Here is a 24,425-nt window from a genome sequence, read left to right as displayed (position 1 = left end):
GTGCCGAGTTTTTTATATTCCGTTTGGACAACGAGCATTATTCGCTTATAGCTTGAGGCGCTTGATCTATAGGATCTTTACCGGAGGTTCGGTTCTCTGTGCCGGCTCCAATCAGACAGAGCGATGCCAGCAGCATACCCAGCGACGCGCTTACAAATAGCGCCGGATAACCGAACTGATCGATGATCAATCCAAGCACTGGCGGAGAGCTGATCGCAGCGAGCGAGGAGACAAAATAATAAATCCCCGTCCTCGTCCCGATGCTCTCCTCCCTGCCTGTCGCTACAATCCACGGGTACGAATTAATATTGATGCAAGCCCAGAACAATCCGCCTACAATAAGCAGTGTCCGCAGCAGCAGCACGGACTGGACGAACACAAGCGAGCCGAATATGACGAATAAGCCCAGCACGCCGATCGCAATGATTCGCTTCTTGCCATATTTGGCGCCAAGCCATCCGCTGGGGAGCGCAAACGCAAGAAACGCCAGCGAGAAAAATGTTAAAGAAAAGGCTGCTTCATTATCGCTCATGCCGATATATTTTGTTCCATAGAGCGTAAATAAGGCTTCGACTCCCTGATAGGCCACGAACCAGAAAAAGATTGCTCCCAAAATGAACAAGGTGGTGCGGTCGAGCTGGTCTTTGATCCGTATCGGATGTTGGGTCGGCTCTTGCTTACGAAACGGATTGCCGCTGCCGCCGCCATAACCGGCAAGGAGCACCGGCTCCTTAATAAAGCTCTTCAGGATGACCATCGAGATCAGCATAATCAGACCCGCGCACAGAAATGGCAAATAAGGTGCCACCTTATAAAGCGGCGAGCCGATCCCAAAGGCTAGAATGGAACCGAGCCCACCCATGAAGTTGATCACACCGTTAGCTTTCGTACGCTTGCTCTCCGGCGTGATGTCCGGCATGAGCGCCACGGTCGGCGAGCGGAATATGCTCATAGAGAGGTTCATGAGCACCATAAAAATAACGAGGGTCACAAAACCCGTATGTAGAGGAATCAACGTGGCAAACACGGCGCCAAGCGGCATGCCGATCAGCAAATAAGGCATTCTTCGGCCGTACTTGCTTCGCGTCTTGTCGCTGCGATGACCGATCCACGGCTGCAGGAACATGGCAAAATAATTATCGATTGTCATCATAAAGCCGATCATGGCCGCGCTTTTTAAATAATTGTCCAAAAAGAGCGGTACAAACGCATTATATAATGCCCACGTAATGCTGATACTAAAAAAGCCGAGACCGAGCAGCCACGTTTTTCTCATGCCGTTAGCCCCCTTCGGCTGTCAACAGCTCGGCCAAACGGTCGGGATAATCGGTAATAATCCCCGCCACGCCTGCCTGGATCAATGCTTTCATCTCACTTTGCTCATTGATCGTAAAAGGATGGTAGGGCATGCCATGCTCGGAGGCAGCGGCTACCAGTTCAGGTATTACAGCGTACTGAAAAGCATGCAATGCGTCGGCGCCGATGCGCTTCGCATAATTCCAGGGCTCATATAGCCCTTCCATATACAAAATGCCGGTACGAATCTCCGGGGCGATTTGCTTGCATTCAACTAATGAATAATGATTAAAGCTGGAAATGATGACGCGCTCGGCTAATCCAAAACGGCGAACCATCTCAATCACTTTTCTCTCAAGGCCAGGATAGCGGACGAGCCCGTTCTTCAGCTCCAAATTAATGATCGTGTCCAATGGCTTGACGAGCTCAAGCAGCTGTTCTAAAGTAGGGATCTTCTCTCCCCGAAAATCCTCATGGAACCACGAGCCTGCCTCCTTCGACGACAACTCCGCCAGCGTCACATCCTTGACCCACTCCGGCGAGCCCGTTGTATGCTGCAGCGTTTCGTTATGGATCAGCACCAGATGCCCGTCCTTCGTCATTTGCACATCCGTCTCAATGCCGTTCGCTCCCAGCTCCAGAGCACGCCTGAAAGCGATCATTGTATTCTCGGGACAATGCCCCGCCGCACCGCGATGCGCAAAATTTATCACTTGAGCCATAATCACCTTTCGCCCCCCTGCTTGCTTTTACTTTTCATATAATTAACCATACGACTATCATAATCCTGCAATGTTAAATCTATATAATGCGGGAAAATAAAATTCGGGAGCGGGTCTTAAAGCGCCCTGAACTCGCCTATGTCCATCCACCCATCTGAGTCTCCTGAACACGAGCAATTCAAGGCGCTGTTCAATCCGCCGTTATCTTATGCGCTCATCCTCTCAACTGCCGCTTTCGCTCTCCTTCTTCAGCACGCGGTTTAACCATTGCGCTTCTGTTAGCGCCCTGAAGTCACTTGTAATGTCACCGGGCCGCCTTGCCTGCCCAACCAGGTAGCCCTCCAGCGGCATGCCCATGAAATCGAAGGTATATTTCAGCTGCTGAATGAGCGGCAGCGCCTTAATCCGCGGATTGTCTCCTCCGACGACGATAACATATGCTTTCTTGCTCGCCATAGCTGCCTTGAAATCGTACCGCGAATCACGCAGGCTCTGCGACCAGCGGTCGATGAAGTTTTTCAATATTCCCGAAGCCCCATACCAATAGACTGGAGTTGTAAACACGAGTATATCGTGCTGCAGCACTTCGCTAATGATGCCGTCATAATCATCGTCTACCGGATCAAAGCCGCCCTCATCATGCCTTTGGTCATGAATCGGCAAGATTTTCTTGTCTCTGAGAAAAATATCTGTTCGATCCAGCCCCTCCATCGCCACGCTAGTCAGTGTTTCCGTATTGCCGCCCTTTCTTGTGCTTCCATGCAAAACCACAATACTCATAACTTCCACTCCCTCACATTCAATATGTTTTTCGTTGTCGTTCCATATCGAGCTCTTCTCTGTTGGCAAAGCGGCTTTGTCGAACATTTTTACGTCTCAAGGATAACCTCCGCTTCACCGCCCCCACCTTCTGACGAGGAAGCAGCCCGACTATGGTCCAGGTCAAATACCGTCCCCAGCCCGTTATGCTTCTCTGGGAAAACCGATAAAATAAAGCCATAAACAACGGATTGCAGCATCCCGATGACAATATATGAAAGTGAGTGGTGTAAGATGAGAAAATTGTATCGTTCCAGAACAGATAAGCAAATTTCCGGTCTCTGCGGAGGAATTGCCCGCTATTTCAACATAGATTCCACGGTAGTTCGACTGATCGCGTTAATCGCGGCCATTTGCAGCTTCGGTACCGTCGTTGCGATTTACCTGATCGCAAGCTTGATTGTGCCTAAGGAGCCTGCCGGCGGCATGCACTACGATTTTAACGACTACGGTTATGACGAGCAGTACTCGAAATTCTAAAAAAATTTTTAACCCTATAAATGATTCAAGCAATTAAAAATAATAAGACGAGAAGGAGTCCTGAACATGAGCATATTGAATAGACTGTCCAACTTAACAAAAGCAACTATTCACGAGGTACTGAATAAATTGGAAGATCCTATCCTAATGACAGGCCAATACTTAAGAAACCTGGAAGAGGACATTGCGGCTAAAGAGACTCTGCTTCGCGACCAGCAAGCAGCTGTTAAAATGAATGAACAGAAAAGCAAGGATGCTGCACACAATGCCCAGCTCCAGGAGCAAAAAGCCTTGGAAGCTTTAACAGCTGGCAATGAGGAAGCCGCCCGTCGTGCAGCTATAGCCAAAATCCATTACGAGGATCAGGCGGAGCATTTCTCGACAAATGCCAAGCAAGCGGAGAGCCAGGTGTTTGAGCTGGAGCTGCGCTTGAAGGAAGCGAAGGAAGAGCTGGCTCGTTTGAAAGAAAAACGCAAAGAGCTGGCGGAGCGCGCTCGCAAAGTAGAGCAATCTAGCCAAGCAGAATGCGTGAATTTCAGTCAAGGCACCTATAGCGGTGCAGCAGCAAGAGGATTTGAACGCATGGAAGAAAAAATCTCCGAATGGGAGGCAGGCATGGCGAAATCCGGATACCGTCCTTTCGATTCGGCAAGCACAATGAATCACGACAATGACCCTGCCGTAAACGAGGAGCTGCAGCGGCTGAAGGATCAGTTATCTTCCAAAAAGGATCAATAAATACCCACCAATGATAGCCGGGTTGGAAATTTTATAAATTAAAACACGACAAAAAAGCACTCCTGCGAAAAGGAGTGCTTTCTCTATGTGAATATAAATTATTTCTTGCCTTCTTTGCCCTTGAACATTTCGCCAATGGCGCCGATACTGCCCAGCGTTTCGATCGCATTGGATGGGATGAACACTTTGTTCGCTGCTCCCTTGGACACTTCCGTCAATGCCTCGAAGGAACGGTAAGCAAGCACCTGCTCATCCAAGCCGGCTTCACGCAGCAATTGGATTCTTGCCTTCTCGGCTTCAGCAACGGCTTGAATCGCCTTAGCTTCCCCGAGCGCTTCGAGCTCTTGGGCTTGACGCAAACCTTCCGCTTCACGAATCCGGGCTTCCTTGTCACCCTCGGCTTTAAGGATCTTACTTTGCTTATCCCCTTCTGCGCGAAGAATCATATCTTGCTTCGCCGCTTCCGCCTCAAGAACGATCGCCCGCTTGCTCCGCTCGGCCTTCATTTGTTTATCCATCGCCTCTTGGATGTCTAGCGGAGGCTTAATGTCGATAACCTCAACCCGCTCAATCCGTACGCCCCATTTCTCGGTAGCTTCATCGAGGGCTATACGAATTTCCGTAGAGATCTTCTCCCGGCCGGACAACGTTTCATCAAGCTCCAGCTTACCGATAATTTGACGCATCGTTGCGGTCGAGATGTTGCGAACCCCATATACATAATCAGAAATACCGTACGTGGCTTGCTCAGGCCCTACGACTTGATAGAAAATAATCGTATCGATCTGAACCTGCACGTTATCCTTCGTGATTACGGTTTGCGGAGGAACATTGGCTTGTTGAATCCGCAAATCGTGATTTACCCGAACGTGATCGATAACCGGGATCAATATGTTCAGACCCGGCGTCAGCAAGCGGTGAAATTTACCGAGCCGCTCTACGACTCCGACCCGCTGCTGAGGTACGATTTTGACTGTAAGTGAAATGAAGACAAATACAACAACGACAATAATGACAATAATCGCCCATTCCATTAAAAGAATTCCTCCCATCTTTCTACTTCGATAATGGTACTTCCTCGTTTCATTACCCGCACCAGCTCATCCTTGCCAATTAACTGTGTGGATGTGGCGCTCCACGTATCTCCCCCGATCTTTACGATGCCGTACTGACCAGGCTCAATCGCTTCAACTACAACTCCCTGTTTTCCAACCAATTCAGTACCTGCATCCTCATACCCCTTGGACGCCCTAAGTCTCTTTGCCAACGGTTTCGTAAATGCCGTCAACACGAGAGCGACTATACAACCGGCAATGACCTGGAGCAAGAAAGCATCCGGAGCAATCCAGGCAACCAATGCAGCCACAGCCGCCCCAATACTGATCCAAAGAAGGTAAAAGGTCAACGTCATCATTTCAAGCACTAGCAATATTCCGGCGGCAATCAGCCAAATCACCCATGCATGCATTACCGATACACCACCTTTCCGCAATTATAATAGTATATACGGCGTTCCAGGCAAAAAGTATCAAGAATTAAAACCCTATTGTGCAAATACTTAGCAAGCAATAGAGAAAATGCTCTCCCTATTTACCCTTATTTTCAAGAATACCAAAATCATGCTGAATTCACAGTTAATTTCTTCCTGTTTCTCGTCTTAAAAAGCTCTATATGAAGGGAAAAGACAGCTATGAAGGAATCCCCTTCAAGCTGTCTTATTTATAAATTAAGCCTGGGCTACATCCAGATCCACATTACGCTTAAATACGTCTTGGTCATTTTCGCCAAGTACTTTTCCGGTAATCACGCCAGCCGCAATGGAATCATTTACGTTGAGTGCCGTCCGTCCCATATCGATCAACGGCTCAACCGAGATCAACAGACCAGCCAGCGCAACCGGCAGGTTCATGGTGGACAAAACGATCAAGGACGCAAAGGTCGCTCCGCCGCCAACGCCGGCTACTCCAAAGGAGCTGATCACAACGACAAGAATCAATGTAAGAATGAAATCCCAGCTTGTAGGATCAATGCCGACCGTTGGCGCAATCATCACGGCAAGCATGGCCGGGTAAATACCGGCACAGCCGTTCTGCCCAATCGTCGCCCCGAAGGAGGCCGACAGGTTTGCGATACCGTCAGGTACGCCAAGCCGTTTCGTTTGCGTCTCTACGTTCAACGGGATCGTAGCCGCACTTGAACGCGATGTGAAGGCAAACACGAGGGTTGGCAGCACCTTTCTAATATATTGCACTGGATTGTATCCGAAGATGGCCAGCAGAATGAGATGGATGATGAACATGACGATCAGCGCCACATACGATGCGCCCACGAATTTGATCAGCTTCAAAATTTCCTGCGGATTCGTCGTGGCAACAGTATTGGTGATTAACGCCAGAATCCCGTATGGCGTCAGCCTTAAGACCAGCGTTACAATTCGCATGACGACGGCATACAGCGCATCGATGATTTTACGGAACGTTTCCGCTTGCTCCGGTTTTTTGCGATCGAGCCCAAGTACGGCAACACCGATAAATGCGGAGAATATAACGACAGCCAGCGTCGAGGTGCTGCGAGCTCCCGTCATATCGGCAAATGGATTCGTCGGAATGAAATCGAGAATTTGCTGTGGAATCGTCTTGTCAGCTACATCCCCGAGACGTTCCTGCAGCTTCTCGCCGCGGGCAATTTCGCGATCGCCTGCTGGGATCTCCAGTGCCTGCAGATCGAAGCTCAGTGTAGTGACGATACTGACCGATGCGGCAATCGCTGTCGTGATAAGCAGCACGGCGATAATAAGTCCGGTGATTTTTCCAAGATTTTGCTTCCCCTTCAATTTCATAATGGCGGAAATGATGGATACCATAATCAACGGGATAACGATCATTTGCAGCAAGCCGACATAGCCGCGTCCAACGAGGTTGAACCAGTCCGCCGATTTCCCGATGACCGCTGATCCGGATGGAAAGATCAATTGAAGCGCAACCCCGAATAGTATGCCCAGCCCAAGTCCAGTGAACACCCGTTTAGTAAAAGATATATGCTTCTTCTGCATCCAGAAGAGGATACCGAGCAACACGAGCATAACCGCTAAGTTAAGTATGATTTGTAAAGTTTCCATGATTGGACTCCCCTTTTCACTTAATATTTGACCAATGGTTGTCATTATTAAGTTCGTTTACAGACGTAATATTATCATAAATACGACTAAATTGGTAGGATTAATTTATTATAAATTTTTATACCCCTTATTCTCCCGTTTTACCTATTATTATAACATTTAATATAAATATCCCTCTCTCTGTGAAGTCCATGATTGTCAGACAATTCTCGGTTAATATCTCAATGGCTGAGGGATCTAATTCAATACATTAATTGTAAAATATATCCATTAATATGATTAACAAAAGTTCTTAGCTCCACTACAACCTTCTCCCAACGTTTTAACCAGTCCCGAAAAGGCTGACACATGATTCAGGAACGCTTATGGCGTCAGAGCGTTTAGCCATCACCCAAAACTCAACGGCATTTTGTACATCGTGCACACGGTGACGTGGCTAGGCCGGCATTCAAATGCAAAAAGCCAGGCAACAAATTTGCCTGGCTTTATTGCTTTTCTCAAATTAGAAGCCGCTGCTCGAGGTTCCCTCAAAGTCGATCTCAAAGGAGCTCAAGGATTGCTTTAACGTCTCCGACAGCCGCTCCAATTGATTAGACAGCAGGACAAGCTCTTTACTGACCTTGAATTGCCCGGAGGACATGGAGGCCACTTCCTCGGTGGACGCCGTCGTCTGCTGTACGACAGAGCTTACGCTGGAGATGAATCCAGACAGCACATGCTGCGATGTCCTCAGCTCATAAACCGACGCCGAGGAGCTCTGAATATCGTTGACGAGCTGCTCCATTTCCTGCGTTACCTTTTGGAATATCGAAGAGGCATCCTTAACCGAGAGAAGCTGCTCTCCAAACATTGGGGTTACCTGCATCAATACGTTAACCGTATCCTCGATCGCCTCTTGAATTTCTTCCGTCATGGCCGACACGGTCTGAATGGCATCATTGGACTGCACCGCCAGCTTGCGGATCTCCTCGGCGATGACCATGAAGCCCTTGCCTGCCGCGCCGGCTCTAGAAGCTTCGATGGAAGCGTTCAGAGAGAGAATGTTCGTCTGCTTCGTCATCTCGACCATAGGCGCTAGAATATTGCGTATTGAATGGGTACTCTGATTTAACTTCGCTGAGTTGTCTTCGATCAGCCCTGTCATCCGGGACACCGACTCGGTCTTCTCGACAAGACTGTCCATATATTCTCGGCCCTGCCGACTGACTTCAATGACCCTTCCGACTGATGCATCCATGGCACCGTTCAGGCTAATCACATGTTCCATTTGCTGTCCGATCTCATTGGCTATTTCGACGCCCTGATCGGCTTCCATCGCAAGATTGGCCGCGCCGGAAGCAATTTCCCCTGTAGCTGATGCAATCTCTCCTGCGTTATGCGAAGTATCTCTTGAGGCTTTCGCCAAATGCTCCGCAGTAGCTAGTAGTTCTTCGGTAGATGTATTCGTCCGAACGACAAGCAGAGAAATTTGCTCCAGCATTCTATTGAAGCTTTGTCCTAGCCGGCCGATTTCATCCCGGCTGCTGAAATTCGTCCGTACCCGCAAATTTCCGCGCTCCCCTTCCTCCATTAGGCGGCACAGCTTCATGAGCGGTTGGCCCACCATGCGGAATAAATAATATCCGATGGCTAAAGCGACTAAAATCGCAAGGGTCAGAACGAATACCGCAATCCAGATCAGCCTGTCCGCCGCGCTTAGAAAATCACTTTCCGGAGCATAGCCGATAATGCGCCAATCCACGGATTGAAGCTGCCTGTAAACGACGAGCTGCTTGATTCCGGCTTCATCCTCTGTCGTGAAGGATGCCTCTTCGCTTTGCAGCTGTCGATTATCCAGACCGATATATGATTTTGTCTCGATCAATTTCTGATCCGGTGCATGGACAATGACATTATCTGCGGTCAGGATACGAACCTCGCCGGAGTCACCGATTTTTAGATTGGAAAGGGTATGCAGGAGAGCCTCATCCTTGACCTCGATGAGAAGTATGTATTCCGCTTCTGGATGTTTTAAATTTTGCAGGAGCCTTCCCATCGTCACCGTGGGCTTTGTAAATGTCTCGAAAAAACCTTTCTGTTGTCCAGGAATCCAAACGGGCTTTCCCTTGGCATCGTGTATCGTCTGAACTCTGGCCTTCACAGCATCCTCACTGCTCGTAGCGCTGGCTCCGGAGCTCGCATATGTATTCGAGAAATTCCCAGGCGCGATAAGCCGAATGCCTACTAAACGCTCATCCGAGCCCCGCATCGCATCCAGCTTATTGCGAATTCGCGTCTCCGCCTCGGTCTTCTTGATGATGTCCACATCCGGCCTGGCGACGGTTTCCAGATCGCTCCGCAGCATTTGATCAACGGCAAGCTGCCTTGATATCGATTCATACTCTGCAAACAAAAAATCGAGCTTATCGGCAGCCTGCTCAATTGCTTGCGAGGAGGCCATTCCAACTTGTCCGCGAATGATTTGCTTCGACATGAGATAGGAGCTGATACCAAGCACAGCGGACAAAAGTACAACTGTAGCGAATAAAACGATAAATATTTTCGTACCGACCGACTGAAGCTGAATCCGACCCCAACGCTTCATCGTCGTCCCCCCTTAATTACAAGCATAAAATTAAGATGCATATTATTTATGTCTTCAAAAAAAGGTATAGTCTCTGAATGAACGAGTCTATACCTTAACGAAATCTATCTGCGCGGCTTAACATCAGCCCTTACTTGCCCCGGACGTGAGTCCATCTACAAGCAGTCTCTGCATGAACATAAATAGAATGGTAATCGGCACAGCAATCAGCACGGCTCCGGCCGCGAACATCGTGAAGTTGGAGTTCTGATTCGCCTGAACCATATCCCACATGCCGACCGCAACCGTCCATTTATCTTTACTTCGCAGAATCAGCCTGGCAAAAATAAAGTCTACCCACGGGCCAACGAACTGCAGTAATGCCATGTAAGTCAGGATCGGCTTGGAAAGCGGCAAAATGATCGAGGTGAATATTCTAAAGTTGCTTGCCCCGTCAATCCGGGCCGCCTCATCCAGGGAGCGCGGAATGGTATCAAAGAATCCCTTGGCGATCAGCGTCATTCCTAGCGGGGCCCCTGCCGCATACACCATAATTAGGGCTAGATGCGTGTCAAGCAATTGCATTTCCTTAAGCAGCAGGAAAATTGCGATCATGCTCATAAAGCCCGGGAACATCCCGAGAACCAAAATGACGGAAAGCGCATTTTGCCGACCTTTAAAGCGAAAGCGCGATACCGCATAACTAGTCAACAGGGTGAGAGTAACGCCGAGCAGCATGGAGAAAATAGCGACCTTCAAAGTATTCATATACCATTGCCCAAACAAAATAGTCCTGGAGTTAAACAATCCGTAGTAATGCTTCAATGTAAACGTCTCGGGCAGCAGCGTTTTGCTATAAAGCGATGTACCCGGACGAAGCGACCCGAAGACAATCCATAGCGCAGGATAAACCGCACCAATAGCCAAGATGGCAAGAGTAATATAACTAGCTGTCAGCCGTATGTAATTACGAATCTTCCGTCTGCTCATTGGATCATGTCCTCCTCTTTAAATGACTTTGTTCTTCGATAGTTATAAATCGAGAATGAGGCGATGATCAGGAAAATAATAATACCGACCGCGGAAGCCATATTGTATCTGTTCTGGTTCAAGGTCAATTTGTACAGCCAGGTGACGAGCAAGTCCGTTGCCCCAGCGTATTGATAATCCCCTTTAACCGGATCTCCTCCCGTTAGCAGGAAAATCATATTGAAATTATTGATATTGCCGGCAAACTGCGCAATGAGCGTAGGCGCCGTCGTAAATAAAATCATCGGCAAAGTGATAATGCGGAACTTCTGGTAGCCGCTTGCTCCATCCACTTCCGCGGCTTCATACATATCCCGCGGGATCGTCGTCAGTACGCCCATAATCAAGAGCATCGATACCGGAATACCGACCCACATATTGACGATAATGACCGTCACCTTGGCCCAGAATGGATCGGTCAGCCACGGCAATCCCCCCAAACCAAAATAGCCGAGATACTGGTTAATCGGGCCGAATTCGCCATTAAACATGTTTCTCATGACAAGCAGCGAAATGAGCTGGGGAATCGCATAAGGAAGAATTAGAATCGTTCTCCAAAACCCTTTAAAACGAATGCCCTTCTGATTGATCAGGAGCGCTACAAGCAAACCGCCAAAATAGGTGGTTACCGTTGACAAAATAGCCCAGATAATTGTCCAGGTCAGCACTCCGTAAAAGGTGTGGCTCCAGGTTTTGAGGGCAAGCAGATTTTTGAACGTATCGAAGCCTACCCAATCAACCAGCTTGCCCGGCGGCACGTGGTTCGGTGAGGAGTAGTTCGTAAAGGCAATCATCACCATGAAGATAATCGGCATAATCGTAAAGAACAAAATACCGAGTGCAGGAATACTTAAGAATGCCTGAGCAAATTTATAATCGAGTATGTAACGGATCGATTGCTTGAAATGGTTTGGCTTCTTGCCTTCATCCCGCTCGCCGCCTATTTTTCTCGCATCCCGAATGTTCAGGTAATAGACGATTAGGAACACGATGAAGTACAGCAGCGTAATCAAGCTTTGAATGAGAATAAAGATCGAATGGTCATATTCCCCGGGCTGCATGTTGGCAGCTGTTCTTGGGTTCTCCCCAAGTGTGACGATTCCCCAAAGCGCATATTTCAGATTAAGGATAAAATAAGTCACAGACGCAGTTTCAAATGCGATGAGCAGTGCGCCCTTCATGAATTGTCTATTATATATTTGACCCAATCCCATCAAGAGTGACGACAGTATTGTTGCTTGTGTTCGGTGTCGGCTCATTTCTCCTCCTTCTCCTCTCCCTTGATCATCAAAGGAATTACCCGCCGCAGATCGCGACGGGTGAAATTCGTTCTAATTAAGGCAATGTTATAGAGAATTACTCCGCAGCTAACCCATTGTTCAAATCCTTAATTTGCGTAATCGCTTTTTCCATAGCCGACTTAGGGTCGGCTTTGTTATCCCAAATATCAGCCATAGCTGCGTTGACAGGCGCCCATACGTTGGCCATTTCAGGAATGGAAGGCATGGGCTCCGAGTTTTTAGCCTGCTCGGCGAAACCGGACACAATCGGGTCATTCTTGATTTGGTCGGCTTCCAATGCTTCCAGGTTTGTAGGCACTGAACCGACCTTCTCATTCAGTATCAATTGAGCTTCTTTGGTTGTCGCAAATTGCGCATACAATTTAGCCGCATTAGGATACTTTGCAAAGGAGCTTACCGTGTAAATTTTAATGCCAGAGAAGGTAATCGCTGTTTTTCCGTTGACCGTTGGTATTGGAGCAATCGCCAAATTGTCGCCAAGAGCTTCTTTATAGCCGGCAACCTCCCAAGGCCCGTTAATGTCCATAGCTACGTCACCCGCTCCGAACAAGCCGCGCTTAATATCCGGGTTAACGTCGCCGCTCTTGATCGGCAGAATTTCCGCCAAGCTTTGGTATACCTTCATACTCTCGGCGACGCCTTCCTTAGCAAGACCGATATCATCCTTGTTCGTTCCATTGTCGCCGTAGAGGTAACCGCCGCCGCTAGCAATAAACGGATAGTTGAAGTACATGTTTCCCGCTTCCCACATCAGGGCGTATTTCTTCTTGGACTTATCCGTGAACGTTTTGCCGAAAGCAATTAATTCTTCAAAGGACTTAGGCGGTTCTGGAACAAGCGACTTGTTATAGAACAAGGCTGTTGTTTCAGCCGCTCTAGGGTACCCATACAGCTTACCCTCGAACGTTGAGCCTATGATCGATGCCTCCGTATTGTTCTGCTTTGTCTCTTCGGCAAATACGTCATTTTCTAGAATCAATCCCGATGCTGCTGCATTTCCCAGATGGTCATGCGGAATTATGACCACATCTGCGCCAAGTCCTGAAGGTCCATCCGTCGTTAATTTAGCTATTTGATCTGTAGGTGCCACTTCTTCGATTTTCACCTTCACGCCATACTTTTCCTCAAACTGTCTAGCGATTTCCTCCGTGAAAGCAACCTCTTCTCTACTCTCCCAAACGAGAAGCTCGGCCCCTTCCTCAGGCGCCAGCTCTCCATCCTGAACTACGGCATTATTCCCCTTGTTCTCTGCTGCATTGGACGGCGCTGGAGTGTTCGCGCCATTGCTTCCGCCATTGCCGCTCTTCGAACCGCAAGCAGTTATAGACGCTATCAATGTTACTGCAGCGATGAGAACCAGCGCTTTTCTAAATGGTTTTTTAAAATTCATAAAGCTAACCCCTCCTAAAAAATGATTGCATTAACAAATGCGGAGAAATGCGCAAACGATTTCAAAAAATCTGATCACCTTCGCTGTTTTATATGTATATCTTGAAATATTGATCAAATTCTTGATCAGAAAGCGCTTTATCCTCGCTCACATCATACAACACAACAAACATATTATAAAAACGTTTGCACATATCATTTATGCTATATATACTTCAATTTATTCAATATTTCTCCCGAATACTTACGTTTTCACACAATAACTCAATTTCATCCATTTTTTCCTGAATCATACCCTAATTTTTATTCTCAAAAAACACTGTTATGCCGCCATTTTCTTGATTTTAGCTGGATATATTCAGCAGTTTATCATTCCTAATTTTTGGGTGTTATTTTATGACTTGTGCAATGGTTTGAACAATGCTATAATCCATCCATGAATGCGGTTAACTCATTGCTGGCATTAGGTTTCAGTTATAAAAACTGAAGGCACTGTTATCGTAAAGGTACATCCTCGGCTCCTGCTATTTAGCCTTGGTGTGCCTTTTTTAGCTAGAAAAGCCTGCAACCTTCTTAGTAAGAGCAACCAGCGTGAAAAGAGAATCATTCGCCTTGAGTATAGAATTGACGTGTTTCGATCCATACTTAATCTATTAATTCAGTGCGATTTCTGTACTCATGCCACTTCATTATTAGGAGGAATCATGCCATGTTACTTGAAGCCGTCTATCATCGTCCCAAATTGAACTGGTCCTATGCCTATGACCGTGAAACGATCCATTTGCGCCTGCGTGCTAAAAAAGATGACCTTACCCATGTTTATGCCTTTACCGGCGACAAATACATATGGGATCAAAGCAAGGAATTGATTCCTATGTCCAAAATGGCCTCCGATGAGCTGTTCGATTACTGGGCATGCGTCGTCAAGCCGCCCTACCGCCGTTTGAAATACGGATTTCTGCTGCAATCAGGAGAAGAGCAAATATGGATGACGGAAAGCGATTTTTCGAAGGAGCGCCCGGCGGTACCGGATCGCCTTTTTGATTACCCGTATATTAATCCGGCGGACGTATTTACCGTGCCTGACTGGGTGAAGGATGCGATATTCTATCAAATCTTTCCTGAACGGTTCGCTAAAGGCGATGCTAGTCTAGACCCCGTAAATGTTCTCCCTTGGGGCAGAAAGCCGGAACGGCATAATTTCTTTGGCGGCGATCTGCAAGGCGTCATCGATCATCTCGATCATTTAAACGAATTGGGGATCAACGCGATTTACTTCACCCCCATTTTCGAGGCGACCACAAATCATAAATACGATACGTCCGATTACATGAAGATTGATCCGCATTTCGGGGATACAGAAACTTTAAAAAAACTCGTGAAGGCATGTCATGAGCGGGGCATTCGTGTTCTGCTGGATGCGGTCTTCAATCATTCGGGCAAAACATTCGCCCCCTTCGTTGACGTCTTGGAGAAAGGCGAGCAGTCCCGCTATAAGGACTGGTTCGTTGTGCGTCAATTCCCATTGGAGGTGAAGGATGGAGTTCCGACTTACGATACGTTCTCCTTTGAGCCGCATATGCCGAAGCTGAATACGGAGAACCCCGAGGTTAAGGAATACTTGCTCCAAGTCGCCGAATACTGGATTAAGGAGATCGGGATTGACGGCTGGCGCCTAGACGTTGCGAATGAAGTGGATCACCAGTTCTGGAGAGATTTTCGGAAGGTAGTGAAAAAAGCCAATCCCGACGCCTACATCCTCGGCGAGATTTGGCATGAATCGTCCGGCTGGCTGCAGGGCGACCAATTCGATGCCGTGATGAATTATCCCTTCACCGAGGCGGTGCTCGATTTCATCGTCCGTCGTTCGCTGGATTCGAAAGGGTTTGCCAATGCGATCGGCAAGCAGCTGTCCCGTTATCCGCAGCAGGCGAGCGAAGTAGCCTTTAACTTGCTGGACAGCCACGACACGCCGCGCCTTCTCACCCTTTGCGAAGGCAACAAGGATTTGATGAAGCTTGCCGCGGTTCTGTTATTCACATACAGCGGCACGCCTTGCATCTACTACGGGGACGAGATCGGCCTTGACGGCGATCAAGATCCGGACTGCCGCAAATGCATGGAATGGGATCCCGCCAAGCAGGATCGCAATTTGTTCGCCTTTTACCAGAAGCTGATCGCGATCCGCAAAGAGCTGCCCGCGCTTCGTACCGGCTCCATCCACTTTCTTGCCGCCGAGGCGAAAGGGGGCAAGCTGGCCTTCGAGCGCCGCTTGGGCGAGCAGTCGGTACTCGTGCTTCTGAACAACGACAGCGCGGGGCAGACGATCCAGGTCGAAGCCGATGGCGAGGCTTGGAGCGATGCGTTCGATGGCCGGGAGTGGCCGACGGAGCGTGGAACGCTCTCCGTCAAGCTGCCAGCCTACGGCTATGCGATTCTGACGAAAGAGAAGTAAGCCAGTAAGCTGCATCTGCATAGCCTTATATAGCCTCACTCCTTTCGTGGCGGTTTATATTGTTGGACGTTGCTAACGCAATTGATGAACTTAGGCTTCCCTGTGTCTGTTCAAACACTAAAGAGACCCTTGAGCGAATTTCTCTGCTCAAGGGTCTCTTGCTTATTTCTGGTTATGCGCTTCCCGGATCACTGCAGCAGCTTCCAAATGACCTGTGCACTCTCCGCACGGGTCAGCTGATCCTTCGGTGCAAACAAGCCGCTGCCCTTGCCGTGCAGCAGGCCTAGAGCTGCTGCCTCGGCTGCCGCCTGCTGCGCCCAAGGAGCCACGCTCTGGCTGTCCTTGAAGGCGGCAAGCGCTTGACTGGCATGATCCGCCCCCATATCCCGTTCGTCGGCTACAGTGCCAGCTTTTACAGCTGCAGCAGCGTTAGTCCCCTCTTTACCGCTATTGCTGTTCTTGCCCTCTTCGCCGTTCATCACAGCATAGGCTTTAACGAGCATAACCGCCATTTCCTCGCGAGTAATAACGTCGCTACTGCCAAACGTGCCGTCCGCACGTCCCTTTACAATACCTGCTGCACTAGCCGCTTCTATCGCATTCGCATACCAAGCCGCAGCAGGAACATCGCTGAAAGTTATGCTAGCGGATGCTTTAAACTCTTGCGCCAGCTCAGATTGCTGCTCCTCTCCTTGTACCAACCCGGATTCTGGTTCAAGTGCTGACTGCAGCCCGACTCCTAGCTTCTGCTCCATCTCCAGCGCTCTGACGAGCATAGCGGTAAATTCCGCTCTAGTTACGCTAGATGCTGGTGCAAACGTATCCTCGGACACACCCATGACGATCTGCCGTGCCGCCAGCTGCTGAATCACATCGTTGGCCCAATGCCCGGCTGGGACGTCGCTGAACGCTTTCTTATAGCTTACAAGCGCAAGCTTGCCAAGCGCGTGCAGCTTCGCCGACAATCCTGTCTCTGACCAGCGGGCTCCTGCAAAATCAAGCGATCCGTCATCGCCAAGACGATATATTCCGAGCACGCCGCGCAAGACTGCCATTGCATCTCCCGGTGCTAAATCCTGATGAAAATGAATGTGGAGCGGCGCGGAGTACTTATCCAGCGTCAATATTTCTCCGTCCCCTGTTACAACGTACAATGCCAGTTCATATACCTTCCCTTGCGCTGCAAGAACGGCGTGCCCGCGCTGCTCTGCCAGATCCAGCAGCTTCCGAGCTTCCGCGTCGGCCAAAGGCTGGAAGGAGAATACAATCTGCGCGCTGCTTAGCTTGCCGTCCGGAATCAAGCCGACCAACTGCTTCACGACGGAAGCAGGCACGTCTAGCGTAAACGGCTCTGTCTTCACGGTAAGCCCGTTCGTACCATCCATGGCCGCTGCATCCCCCGGCAGCAGCAGCTTGCTTTTGCCCGGCTCGACCATGACCGTAACCATGCCATCTTGCGCAGCAGGGCTGCTCACTGTCTGCTCATCCGCAGGACGCGCCGCACTCCCCCTTCCTCCGCCTCCACCACTGGACGGCGTGGAAGGTGCGGATGGCGAAGAACCGGAATCCCCGTTTCCAGGTTCTTGCGGCTTTTCTTTTTCTGGAGCAGATAAGACGATGGTTCCACCCTGGTCCTTGCCCGGAATAGATACGGTCACCTTACCGCCGTCAGCTACTGTGTGCTTGGTCTGACTGTATTCCTCGGTCAGGATCGTTCCTGCGGCATAAGGAACTGTAAACTCGACTGCCTTGGCCTCTGCCTTCGTGTTTAATCCAACGATTACCTTCTCATTTCCATGCGTTCTGGAGAATATGACATATCCGCTCTCGTCCGATCCGCCAAGCTTAGTCCGCGTCCCCTTGGAGAACGCCTTCGAATGCTTCGCCCGAATTTGCAGCAGCTTTGTGTAGTGGCCATGAATATCCATAGCCTCGGTATCATGCCCGTCTACTTTATCCCAAGGCATATCATCGCGATTCTCATTGAATTCGCCCAGATCCATGTCGCCGGCCGTACTGCCCGATTGCCCCAATTCCTCACCGTAATAAATGACCGGCTGACCCTTGCTCGTCATTTGCAGCGCTGCTGCAACCTTCAGCTTGCCGATGTCTCCGTCTACATAGTGGGATAGAAATCCGCTTTCATCATGGCTGCTTAAAAATTGCCCGAACGTCTTATCGCTCGCCAGCATGCCGTTCCGCTGCTGCAAATAAGACTCCACGCTGTCGATTTGGCCATTGACGAAATCCCTGGCTTTTTCTTTAAACTGAAAATCCAATAATGAATCCATTTGACCGTTCCCCAAAAATCCCCCGGTATTGCCTGGAGATGCCCCATAGTACTCGCCAATCAGCTTGAAGTCCGGCTTCACCTTCGTCAGCTCGTTCTTGAAGGCCCTCCATGTCGTCTCATCGACATGCTTCACCGTATCCACGCGGAAATAGTCAATCGTGTCGCCGCGATCCGTACGCGCTTTATCCAGCCAGCCGACCTGCCACTCAATCAGCTTATTCCTGACCTCGGCCTCCTCCGTCTTAAAGTCCGGCAAGCCCGCCAATTCGCCACGAACCGTGTCCGTGCCGCCGTCACGCAGCATGCCGGCGAATCTTTCCTGATCGTCCGCTGTCGGGTAGCCCGCAACTCCGGCAGCCTGATCGCCTTGCTTCAAGCCATAGCCGGCATGATTCAGCACCACGTCGACCATGATTTTGATGCCGCGATCATGAGCCTTGTCGATGAGCTCCTTGAAATCGTCGATATCGCCGAGATGCTCATCCATGATCTCGAAGTTCTTAGCCCAGTACCCGTGGTAGCCGAACTGCGGCCCATTCTTGCCATGACGAACATCAAAATCGATGTTGTCTACGATCGGCGTAATCCAAATCGTGTTGATCCCCAGCTCATTCAAGTAATCGAGCTTCTCGATAATTCCCCGGATATCGCCACCATGGTACGCTTCCGGCTGAGCTGGATCGTAGCTTCCCGGAATATGGTTCGGATCGTCATTGCTCGGATCGCCATTATAGAAACGATCTGTCAGCAAGAAGTAGATTCTCGCTTCATCCCAGTCAAAATCCAGCGGCGAGTTCCCCGTTCTCGCCTTCACTGTAATTTCGACGGCACCCTGGTGCTTATTGCCGTATTCATCAATAACCGTAAGTCCTATCCTTTTAGTGCCAGCTGCTATGTGATCTGCAACGGATATCGTCCGTTCCAGCAGCTGAGGATCTATGACTTCTTTGGCTCCGCCCCCGAGCTCCCGCAAATCCGCATAAGCCTCGCGCAGCCTAACGCCTTCATCCCCGGTTACTTTCAGCGTCAACACCGCATTTTCATGGTAAGCAATCGCTCCATTCAGGCTTGATGGAGACACCTCTGCCTCAATGTTCAGCTCCGGCTTGAGGAACTCGACTACGGAGCGGCCTCCTTCGCGCTGTGGATTTTTGTCATCCGGGACAACCTTGTCCCGACCATTTTCGGTAACCGTGAAATCATAGTAATACTTGCCCTGCTCGACATTTTCCAAGGTATACACAAAATACTCGTTCTTCGCATCATAGGTCATAGCATAGCTCTGCTCATCCTGCCCAGACGACACATTCAGCTTCACAGCGGAAATCGTATCCATCGCATCCTGCCGGAACAGGCTGTCATCCCGGTAATAGAAAATAATATTTCCTTCGTTCAATACTGGCCCGCTAACTTCAGGCAGTATTTCAACCTCCATAACCATGCTTTGTACGTTGACCTTAACGAAGGTCTGCCCTGTACCGATCGGAATACTCCGATCATCAGGGATATCCTGCTTCGCCGTGCTCCAGTCCGTGCCTTTGCGGACGACAAAGCCGACAGAGCTACTGTCCGGCGCAGTCTCGATATTCGCAATCGCCACGCCGTCCCGAACGGTAAAGTTCACTTGCCCGTCGCTCACGCCGCCGGTTCCCCAAATCCATAGATTCCAGTCCTCATAATTTTGATCCGGACGCGTGTAGCGCAGCTGTACGGTCTTCTTGACGAAAGGTACAACCTGAATTTGCTTCTCCGCCTTAAGCTGTCCAATCTGGGCGGTGATCGTCACGTTCCCCGGCTTAAGTCCCTTAACTTCCCCAGACCCGCTTACGGTCGCGATAGAAGCGTCCGAGCTGCTCCAGGCTAGCGTCTTGCCTTTCAATATCTGGCCGAATTGATCCTTCAGCGTCGCATTTAATATCGTTGACTGGGTAGCATAGACTTCGCTCGCACCCGTTAATGTAAGCGTAGTTGGATGCAGAGTGCCGACCTGCACCGTAGAGGCAGCCTGAATCTGGCCGACGGCCGCCGTAATCGTTGCCGTCCCTTCCGATATGGCACTGATCATTCCCCTGTCGCTTACCGTGGCAACCGTACGGTCTGAAGTGCTCCACTTCATGCTCACTCCAGTCATCGGGTTGCCCTTCTGGTCACGGACAACGGCCGACATCGAGCGAATCATGCCTGGTTCCAGCCCTAAGGTGTCAGGAGTCAGGTCAATCTTGCTCACCTCCGGCGTGTACACCGTCTCTTCGTCGTACAGCACCATCATCGACCATCCGGCAACCTCAACATTTCCCGTTACCGGAGCCCCCAGCTTCGCCGTCCCGGCAGTTCGGTCATTAACAACGATGTTCCAGGCTGATTCGCCGGGAAGCGCTACGGTTCGGGCCGTCTGATTGGCGTTGTAAATGACGACGATATTGTTCCAGGTGTCACCGTTTGCATAATTTTTCAATTGAAACGACACGATGTTGCCATCGCTCTTCGTCACCTGCAAATGGTTAGCGATTGCTTCCTTGGAATTCATCCGGAAGGCCGGATGGCTTTTGCGAAGCTCAATCAAGCCTTGATAGTAATCGAATATGGGTTTGTAGTCATTCTTGTTATCCCAGCGAATCTGATTGATCGCATCCGGGCTTCGATAGCTGTTATGGTCGCCATATTTGGTGCGCAGCAGTTCATCGCCCGCATGCAGAAACGGTACCCCCTGCGAGGTAAGCACGATTCCGTTAGCCAGCAGCGAACGCCGCACCGTCTCATTGTCAAACACGCCGTTCCCCGTCCCGACATACTTGTAAGGCTGTGCGGCAGCAACCGCGTCGTCGATGCTTCCTCCGCCGTCCAGTATGCCGTCGCGGATGTTCAGCATGCCGAGCTCGGCATCCAGCCCCTGCGTTCTGATGATTTTATCCCAGAGATTCAAATTGTCATGCGCGGTAACATAGTTGACCGCTTCAGAAGGCTTCGCAGCGAAGGTATCCGTCGCTCCTTTAACTCCGGCAATGACAGCCGACTCCTGGCCGGATTCGCCGGTCGCAAAGCCCTTGCCTGCCCCGTCGCTATCCCCTTTGATCGCTCCGCGGACATCATCGTTGAATACGGCAAAGCCTTTATTGCGCTGCGTCCCCTTGATCGTCTTTTGGTTTTGCGGCAGCGGCGTCGGCCCCATATCCCATGGCTCGCCATACACGATCAGATCTGGGTCTACCTCCTGGTGCAGCTCATTCGTCACCTCGGTCATCGTATCGATATCAATGAGTCCCATCAGGTCAAACCGGAATCCGTCCACGCCGTATTCTTTAGCCCAATATTTCACGGAATCGCGAATATACTTGCTGACCATCGGCCGTTCCGAAGCGATTTCATTGCCGACTCCGGTGGCGTTAGAATACGTTCCTGTATCTGTCGTACGATAATAGTAGCCCGGTACGATCTTGTTGAAAGGCCCGTCTTCAATCGAGAAGGTATGGTTGTATACGACGTCCATCACAACTCCGATGCCTTCGTCGTGCAGGCTCTGAACCATTTCTTTAAATTCGCGGATTCTTGCCCCTGGATCGGTTGGATTACTGGAATAAGATCCTTCGGGCACATTGTAGTTTTGCGGATCATAGCCCCAATTGTATTTCGGAGCAGCGGAGGACGGATCGTCTACCGCCAGCTCGTTCACCGTCTTGAAATCATAGGCGGGCAATAGGTGAATATGTGTTACTCCGAGCGCTTTTAAGTGATCGATTCCCGTGGGATGCCCCTGGGACGTCGTCGTTCCTTTCTCTGTAAAAGCCTTGTATTTTCCTTTATGCGTCATTCCCGAATCCGGGCTAATGGAGAAATCGCGGATGTGCAGTTCATATAGTACCGCATCGGTAGGCTGAACCAGCGCCGGTTTATTTTCCGGTGTCCACGAGGCGGGATTCGTATCCTTCAAATCAATGATGGCTGTACGCTGCCCGTTCGCCGACACGGCAACCGCATACGGATCTACCGCATAATTCACCGTCCCGTCCGCAAACTCTACCTTGTACATGTAAAATTGCCCTTTTAAATCGCCGGATACGGATCCCGACCATACCCCGTTTTCCGAACGGCTCAAAATCCGCTCCGTCCCGCCCGAATCATCGGTCACCAGGCCGTTCTCGTTATAATCGCCTTCGCTGCCGTATAGCGATACGCTGACTTTAGCCGCGGTAGGCGCCCATACCTTGAACGTGCTGCCAGCCGGGCTATACGTCAATCCCAGATCGGTGCCAGCATAATAAAAGGATGGATCGTCCAATATTTTGCGCATCGTGACCGAGGTAGGCGCCAGGTTAGCCGACTGCACGGTGTACGCATGAGTAACGTCGAACTCTTGTGGATCAGCTATCGTGATTTTAAGCTTTCGGTCGCTCAATTTGACGGCATTCACGGACAGCTTCCTGTTTCCATCAGTGATATCCGTCAGCTCGATCGTGCTTATATCTGCATCCGCTACTGCGCTGCTGGCTTCAGCGATTAACGTATCCAAGCTGTCCGCCATCACGCTGCTGAACTTCGGTGAAGTATCCGGCTTCGTAAAGTATACCTTCGGGTCGTTCTCCACCATGTACACGTCAGCCATAGTCTGACCCGCCGGCATTTCTACTTTGCGATCCATCTCCTGAGCGCTCCAGTCGTTGCCGGGAACGCTCAAACGCATCAGGACGCCGATTTTCGGAGAAACGGAGGTATAGGTTCCAACCGCAAATCCTTCTGCATCCACGCCGGTAAAGGCATAGCCGCTGCCATCCTTGCCCTCTGGCCAAATCCACATATTCCAATCGCTCTGCTTGCCGTCATAACGGAAATAATGCAGATTGAAGGTATACAGATCAGATGCCACAGTTATCTCTTTCTCGCTGCTTCGCCCCCCGTGTTCGGCAACGAGCGTAAATTTCGTGACGGTCGTATCTTCCCCAATGACCAGCTTGCCGCCGGATATCGCTACCCCGACCAGGCCGCTCTCCTTCAATGACCATTGCGGAGACACGCTTGCAGTCGTCCCGTCCGGTTGAACAAGCGTCGCTTGCAGGTCTATCGAGCTTCCCTTTCCAACGCTATCCGGCAGGCCGATTTGGATGCCTGGAACGTGAACAACCGAATTGCCGTCGCTTTGCAGGGGATTTAGCGGGTCTGTAAAATTGTCATCCCATTTCGTACGGCTTGAATTGAACTTATATAGATAAGAGCCCGGTGAGAGATGCATTGTTGCCGAGAACACGTCCTCTGCATCTTTAACCATCGCCTCGCTCTTATCTAACGACCAGCCGTTCATCGAACCGATGACGTAAAGCTCATTTCCCGTATAGGTATTGTTGTTGAAGGTGACGGTTCCATCCCCATGAATGACAGGGCTGACAAGAATGCGATCAACAACCTTCAAATCCACTTCTGTTGCGATATCTTCATAGACGGCCGATATGACCGTACTGGTTCCGGCAGCCGCATGTTCGGCAACCTCTACTTTGCCGCCGGCTACGGAAATCTCGCCCGGTTGGCTGGATGACCATGCGGCATAGCCCGTTAAATCCAACACCGTGCCATCCGCGAGAATTCTTACGGCCTTCAAGTCGAAGGACTGCCCTTTGACCACTTCTTTTCCAGGTGGATGCCCCGCGGCATCTCGCATGCTTAAGCTATAGATCGCGGAGTTCACGCTAATTTTAGATTCATTGAGAGGATCAGCATAAGAAGCATTCCAATCCCCGTCTGCTGTCGAAAATTTATATTCGACGACTCCTTTATTAGCGATGAAATCCGTTTTCGGAATAGTGTATGAATATACATTCAACCGGGTTCCATTCTCGGTGTAAGAGCTTACTGGCGTCATTTCTATAAAGCTATTCCAGCGGGATGCTCCAAAGCTTCCCACTACGTACAGCCTGTTCTCTTCCGTGACCCCGGCTACAGTTACTGAACCGTCTTCGTGGAACAAGGGGCTGTGCAGTTCATTCTGACCTCCTTGCCTGGCGGCCATCGATGACTGCTGATCAGCCTCCCCGAACGCTTGACCGACCCCCAGCAAGTTAACGATCATCAAGATAACCAGACCTAATGCAACAAAGCGAAATGATTTTTGATTAGCCATATGAGCAATAGACTCCTTTCTTGGCAATGCATTTTTGAACTCAAACAATCGCCTCAAATCTACAGCTAAAAAGCGCATCCCCCCTTTCCGCGCCTGATTGACATTCGACATTGACA

The 24,425-nt window shown here is 50.0% G+C and carries 14 protein-coding genes; 3 read left to right on the top strand and 11 right to left on the bottom strand.

What is annotated here, in order from left to right; translation table 11 throughout:
- Positions 1 to 37 precede the first annotated feature (37 nt).
- The 3 genes from ACE3MQ_RS14700 to ACE3MQ_RS14690 all read right to left on the bottom strand — a co-directional run bounded on the left by ACE3MQ_RS14700 (position 38) and on the right by ACE3MQ_RS14690 (position 2,798).
- Complete coding sequence (locus ACE3MQ_RS14700) at positions 38 to 1,276, bottom strand: SLC45 family MFS transporter (protein ID WP_379393838.1); 1,239 nt, start codon at positions 1,274 to 1,276, stop codon at positions 38 to 40.
- Positions 1,277 to 1,280: 4 nt separating this feature from the next.
- Positions 1,281 to 2,018 (bottom strand): glycerophosphodiester phosphodiesterase, encoded by a 738-nt coding sequence (locus ACE3MQ_RS14695; protein WP_379393836.1) that lies wholly within the window; start codon positions 2,016 to 2,018, stop codon positions 1,281 to 1,283.
- Between the two features lie 222 nt (positions 2,019 to 2,240).
- Positions 2,241 to 2,798: a flavodoxin family protein gene (locus ACE3MQ_RS14690; protein ID WP_379393834.1), complete on the bottom strand. Its 558-nt coding sequence runs from the start codon at positions 2,796 to 2,798 to the stop codon at positions 2,241 to 2,243.
- Between the two features lie 273 nt (positions 2,799 to 3,071).
- Here ACE3MQ_RS14690 and ACE3MQ_RS14685 point away from each other — a divergent pair, with 273 nt between their 5' ends.
- Together ACE3MQ_RS14685 and ACE3MQ_RS14680 are read left to right on the top strand one after the other, a co-directional pair.
- The gene (locus ACE3MQ_RS14685; protein ID WP_379393832.1) at positions 3,072 to 3,317 is read left to right on the top strand and encodes a PspC domain-containing protein; all 246 of its coding nucleotides are present in this window, start codon (positions 3,072 to 3,074) and stop codon (positions 3,315 to 3,317) included.
- 66 nt (positions 3,318 to 3,383) lie between these two features.
- Entirely contained in the window at positions 3,384 to 4,055 is a 672-nt protein-coding gene (locus ACE3MQ_RS14680; protein WP_379393830.1) for a PspA/IM30 family protein, read from the top strand.
- Positions 4,056 to 4,153: 98 nt separating this feature from the next.
- Here ACE3MQ_RS14680 and ACE3MQ_RS14675 read toward each other — a convergent pair whose 3' ends face one another.
- From ACE3MQ_RS14675 to ACE3MQ_RS14645, 7 genes are all read right to left on the bottom strand, one after another.
- The gene (locus ACE3MQ_RS14675; protein ID WP_379393828.1) at positions 4,154 to 5,089 is read right to left on the bottom strand and encodes an SPFH domain-containing protein; all 936 of its coding nucleotides are present in this window, start codon (positions 5,087 to 5,089) and stop codon (positions 4,154 to 4,156) included.
- On the bottom strand, positions 5,089 to 5,523 hold the full coding sequence (locus tag ACE3MQ_RS14670) for an NfeD family protein (protein WP_379393826.1): 435 nt from the start codon (positions 5,521 to 5,523) through the stop codon (positions 5,089 to 5,091). The genes ACE3MQ_RS14675 and ACE3MQ_RS14670 overlap by 1 nt, the downstream gene beginning before the upstream one ends.
- A 258-nt stretch (positions 5,524 to 5,781) precedes the next feature.
- On the bottom strand, positions 5,782 to 7,173 hold the full coding sequence (locus ACE3MQ_RS14665; protein ID WP_379393824.1) for an L-cystine transporter: 1,392 nt from the start codon (positions 7,171 to 7,173) through the stop codon (positions 5,782 to 5,784).
- A gap of 502 nt (positions 7,174 to 7,675) precedes the next feature.
- On the bottom strand, positions 7,676 to 9,757 hold the full coding sequence (locus tag ACE3MQ_RS14660; protein ID WP_379393822.1) for a methyl-accepting chemotaxis protein: 2,082 nt from the start codon (positions 9,755 to 9,757) through the stop codon (positions 7,676 to 7,678).
- Positions 9,758 to 9,880: 123 nt separating this feature from the next.
- Positions 9,881 to 10,726, bottom strand: coding sequence for a sugar ABC transporter permease (locus ACE3MQ_RS14655; RefSeq protein WP_379393820.1), 846 nt, complete (start codon positions 10,724 to 10,726; stop codon positions 9,881 to 9,883).
- A complete protein-coding gene (locus ACE3MQ_RS14650) occupies positions 10,723 to 12,024 on the bottom strand; it encodes a carbohydrate ABC transporter permease (RefSeq protein WP_379393818.1) in 1,302 nt (433 codons plus the stop codon). Before ACE3MQ_RS14650 ends, ACE3MQ_RS14655 begins: the two co-directional genes overlap by 4 nt.
- Positions 12,025 to 12,121: 97 nt before the next feature.
- Entirely contained in the window at positions 12,122 to 13,456 is a 1,335-nt protein-coding gene (locus ACE3MQ_RS14645; protein WP_379393816.1) for a sugar ABC transporter substrate-binding protein, read from the bottom strand.
- A gap of 708 nt (positions 13,457 to 14,164) precedes the next feature.
- Between ACE3MQ_RS14645 and ACE3MQ_RS14640 the strand changes: the two genes are divergently transcribed.
- The gene (locus ACE3MQ_RS14640; RefSeq protein WP_379393814.1) at positions 14,165 to 15,910 is read left to right on the top strand and encodes an alpha-glycosidase; all 1,746 of its coding nucleotides are present in this window, start codon (positions 14,165 to 14,167) and stop codon (positions 15,908 to 15,910) included.
- A gap of 188 nt (positions 15,911 to 16,098) precedes the next feature.
- On the opposite strand, the gene pulA is transcribed toward ACE3MQ_RS14640, so the two are convergent.
- A complete protein-coding gene (gene pulA / locus ACE3MQ_RS14635) occupies positions 16,099 to 24,309 on the bottom strand; it encodes a type I pullulanase (RefSeq protein ID WP_379393812.1) in 8,211 nt (2,736 codons plus the stop codon).
- Positions 24,310 to 24,425: the final 116 nt, after the last annotated feature.

This window comes from Paenibacillus lentus (assembly GCF_042714055.1).
GTDB classification, from domain to species: domain Bacteria; phylum Bacillota; class Bacilli; order Paenibacillales; family Paenibacillaceae; genus Fontibacillus; species Fontibacillus lentus_A.
Note: the sequence above shows the minus strand (reverse complement) of the source record. Positions and strands in the feature narration are given on the sequence as shown.

Bases quoted from the DNA above. Each gene is read 5' to 3' on its own strand.
- ACE3MQ_RS14700 (WP_379393838.1), bottom strand. From the start codon at position 1,276: ATGAGAAAAACGTGGCTGCTCGGTCTCGGCTTTTTTAGTATCAGCATT.
- ACE3MQ_RS14695 (WP_379393836.1), bottom strand. From the start codon at position 2,018: ATGGCTCAAGTGATAAATTTTGCGCATCGCGGTGCGGCGGGGCATTGT.
- ACE3MQ_RS14690 (WP_379393834.1), bottom strand. From the start codon at position 2,798: ATGAGTATTGTGGTTTTGCATGGAAGCACAAGAAAGGGCGGCAATACG.
- ACE3MQ_RS14685 (WP_379393832.1), top strand. From the start codon at position 3,072: ATGAGAAAATTGTATCGTTCCAGAACAGATAAGCAAATTTCCGGTCTC.
- ACE3MQ_RS14680 (WP_379393830.1), top strand. From the start codon at position 3,384: ATGAGCATATTGAATAGACTGTCCAACTTAACAAAAGCAACTATTCAC.
- ACE3MQ_RS14675 (WP_379393828.1), bottom strand. From the start codon at position 5,089: ATGGAATGGGCGATTATTGTCATTATTGTCGTTGTTGTATTTGTCTTC.
- ACE3MQ_RS14670 (WP_379393826.1), bottom strand. From the start codon at position 5,523: ATGCATGCATGGGTGATTTGGCTGATTGCCGCCGGAATATTGCTAGTG.
- ACE3MQ_RS14665 (WP_379393824.1), bottom strand. From the start codon at position 7,173: ATGGAAACTTTACAAATCATACTTAACTTAGCGGTTATGCTCGTGTTG.
- ACE3MQ_RS14660 (WP_379393822.1), bottom strand. From the start codon at position 9,757: ATGAAGCGTTGGGGTCGGATTCAGCTTCAGTCGGTCGGTACGAAAATA.
- ACE3MQ_RS14655 (WP_379393820.1), bottom strand. From the start codon at position 10,726: ATGAGCAGACGGAAGATTCGTAATTACATACGGCTGACAGCTAGTTAT.
- ACE3MQ_RS14650 (WP_379393818.1), bottom strand. From the start codon at position 12,024: ATGAGCCGACACCGAACACAAGCAACAATACTGTCGTCACTCTTGATG.
- ACE3MQ_RS14645 (WP_379393816.1), bottom strand. From the start codon at position 13,456: ATGAATTTTAAAAAACCATTTAGAAAAGCGCTGGTTCTCATCGCTGCA.
- ACE3MQ_RS14640 (WP_379393814.1), top strand. From the start codon at position 14,165: ATGTTACTTGAAGCCGTCTATCATCGTCCCAAATTGAACTGGTCCTAT.
- pulA (WP_379393812.1), bottom strand. From the start codon at position 24,309: ATGGCTAATCAAAAATCATTTCGCTTTGTTGCATTAGGTCTGGTTATC.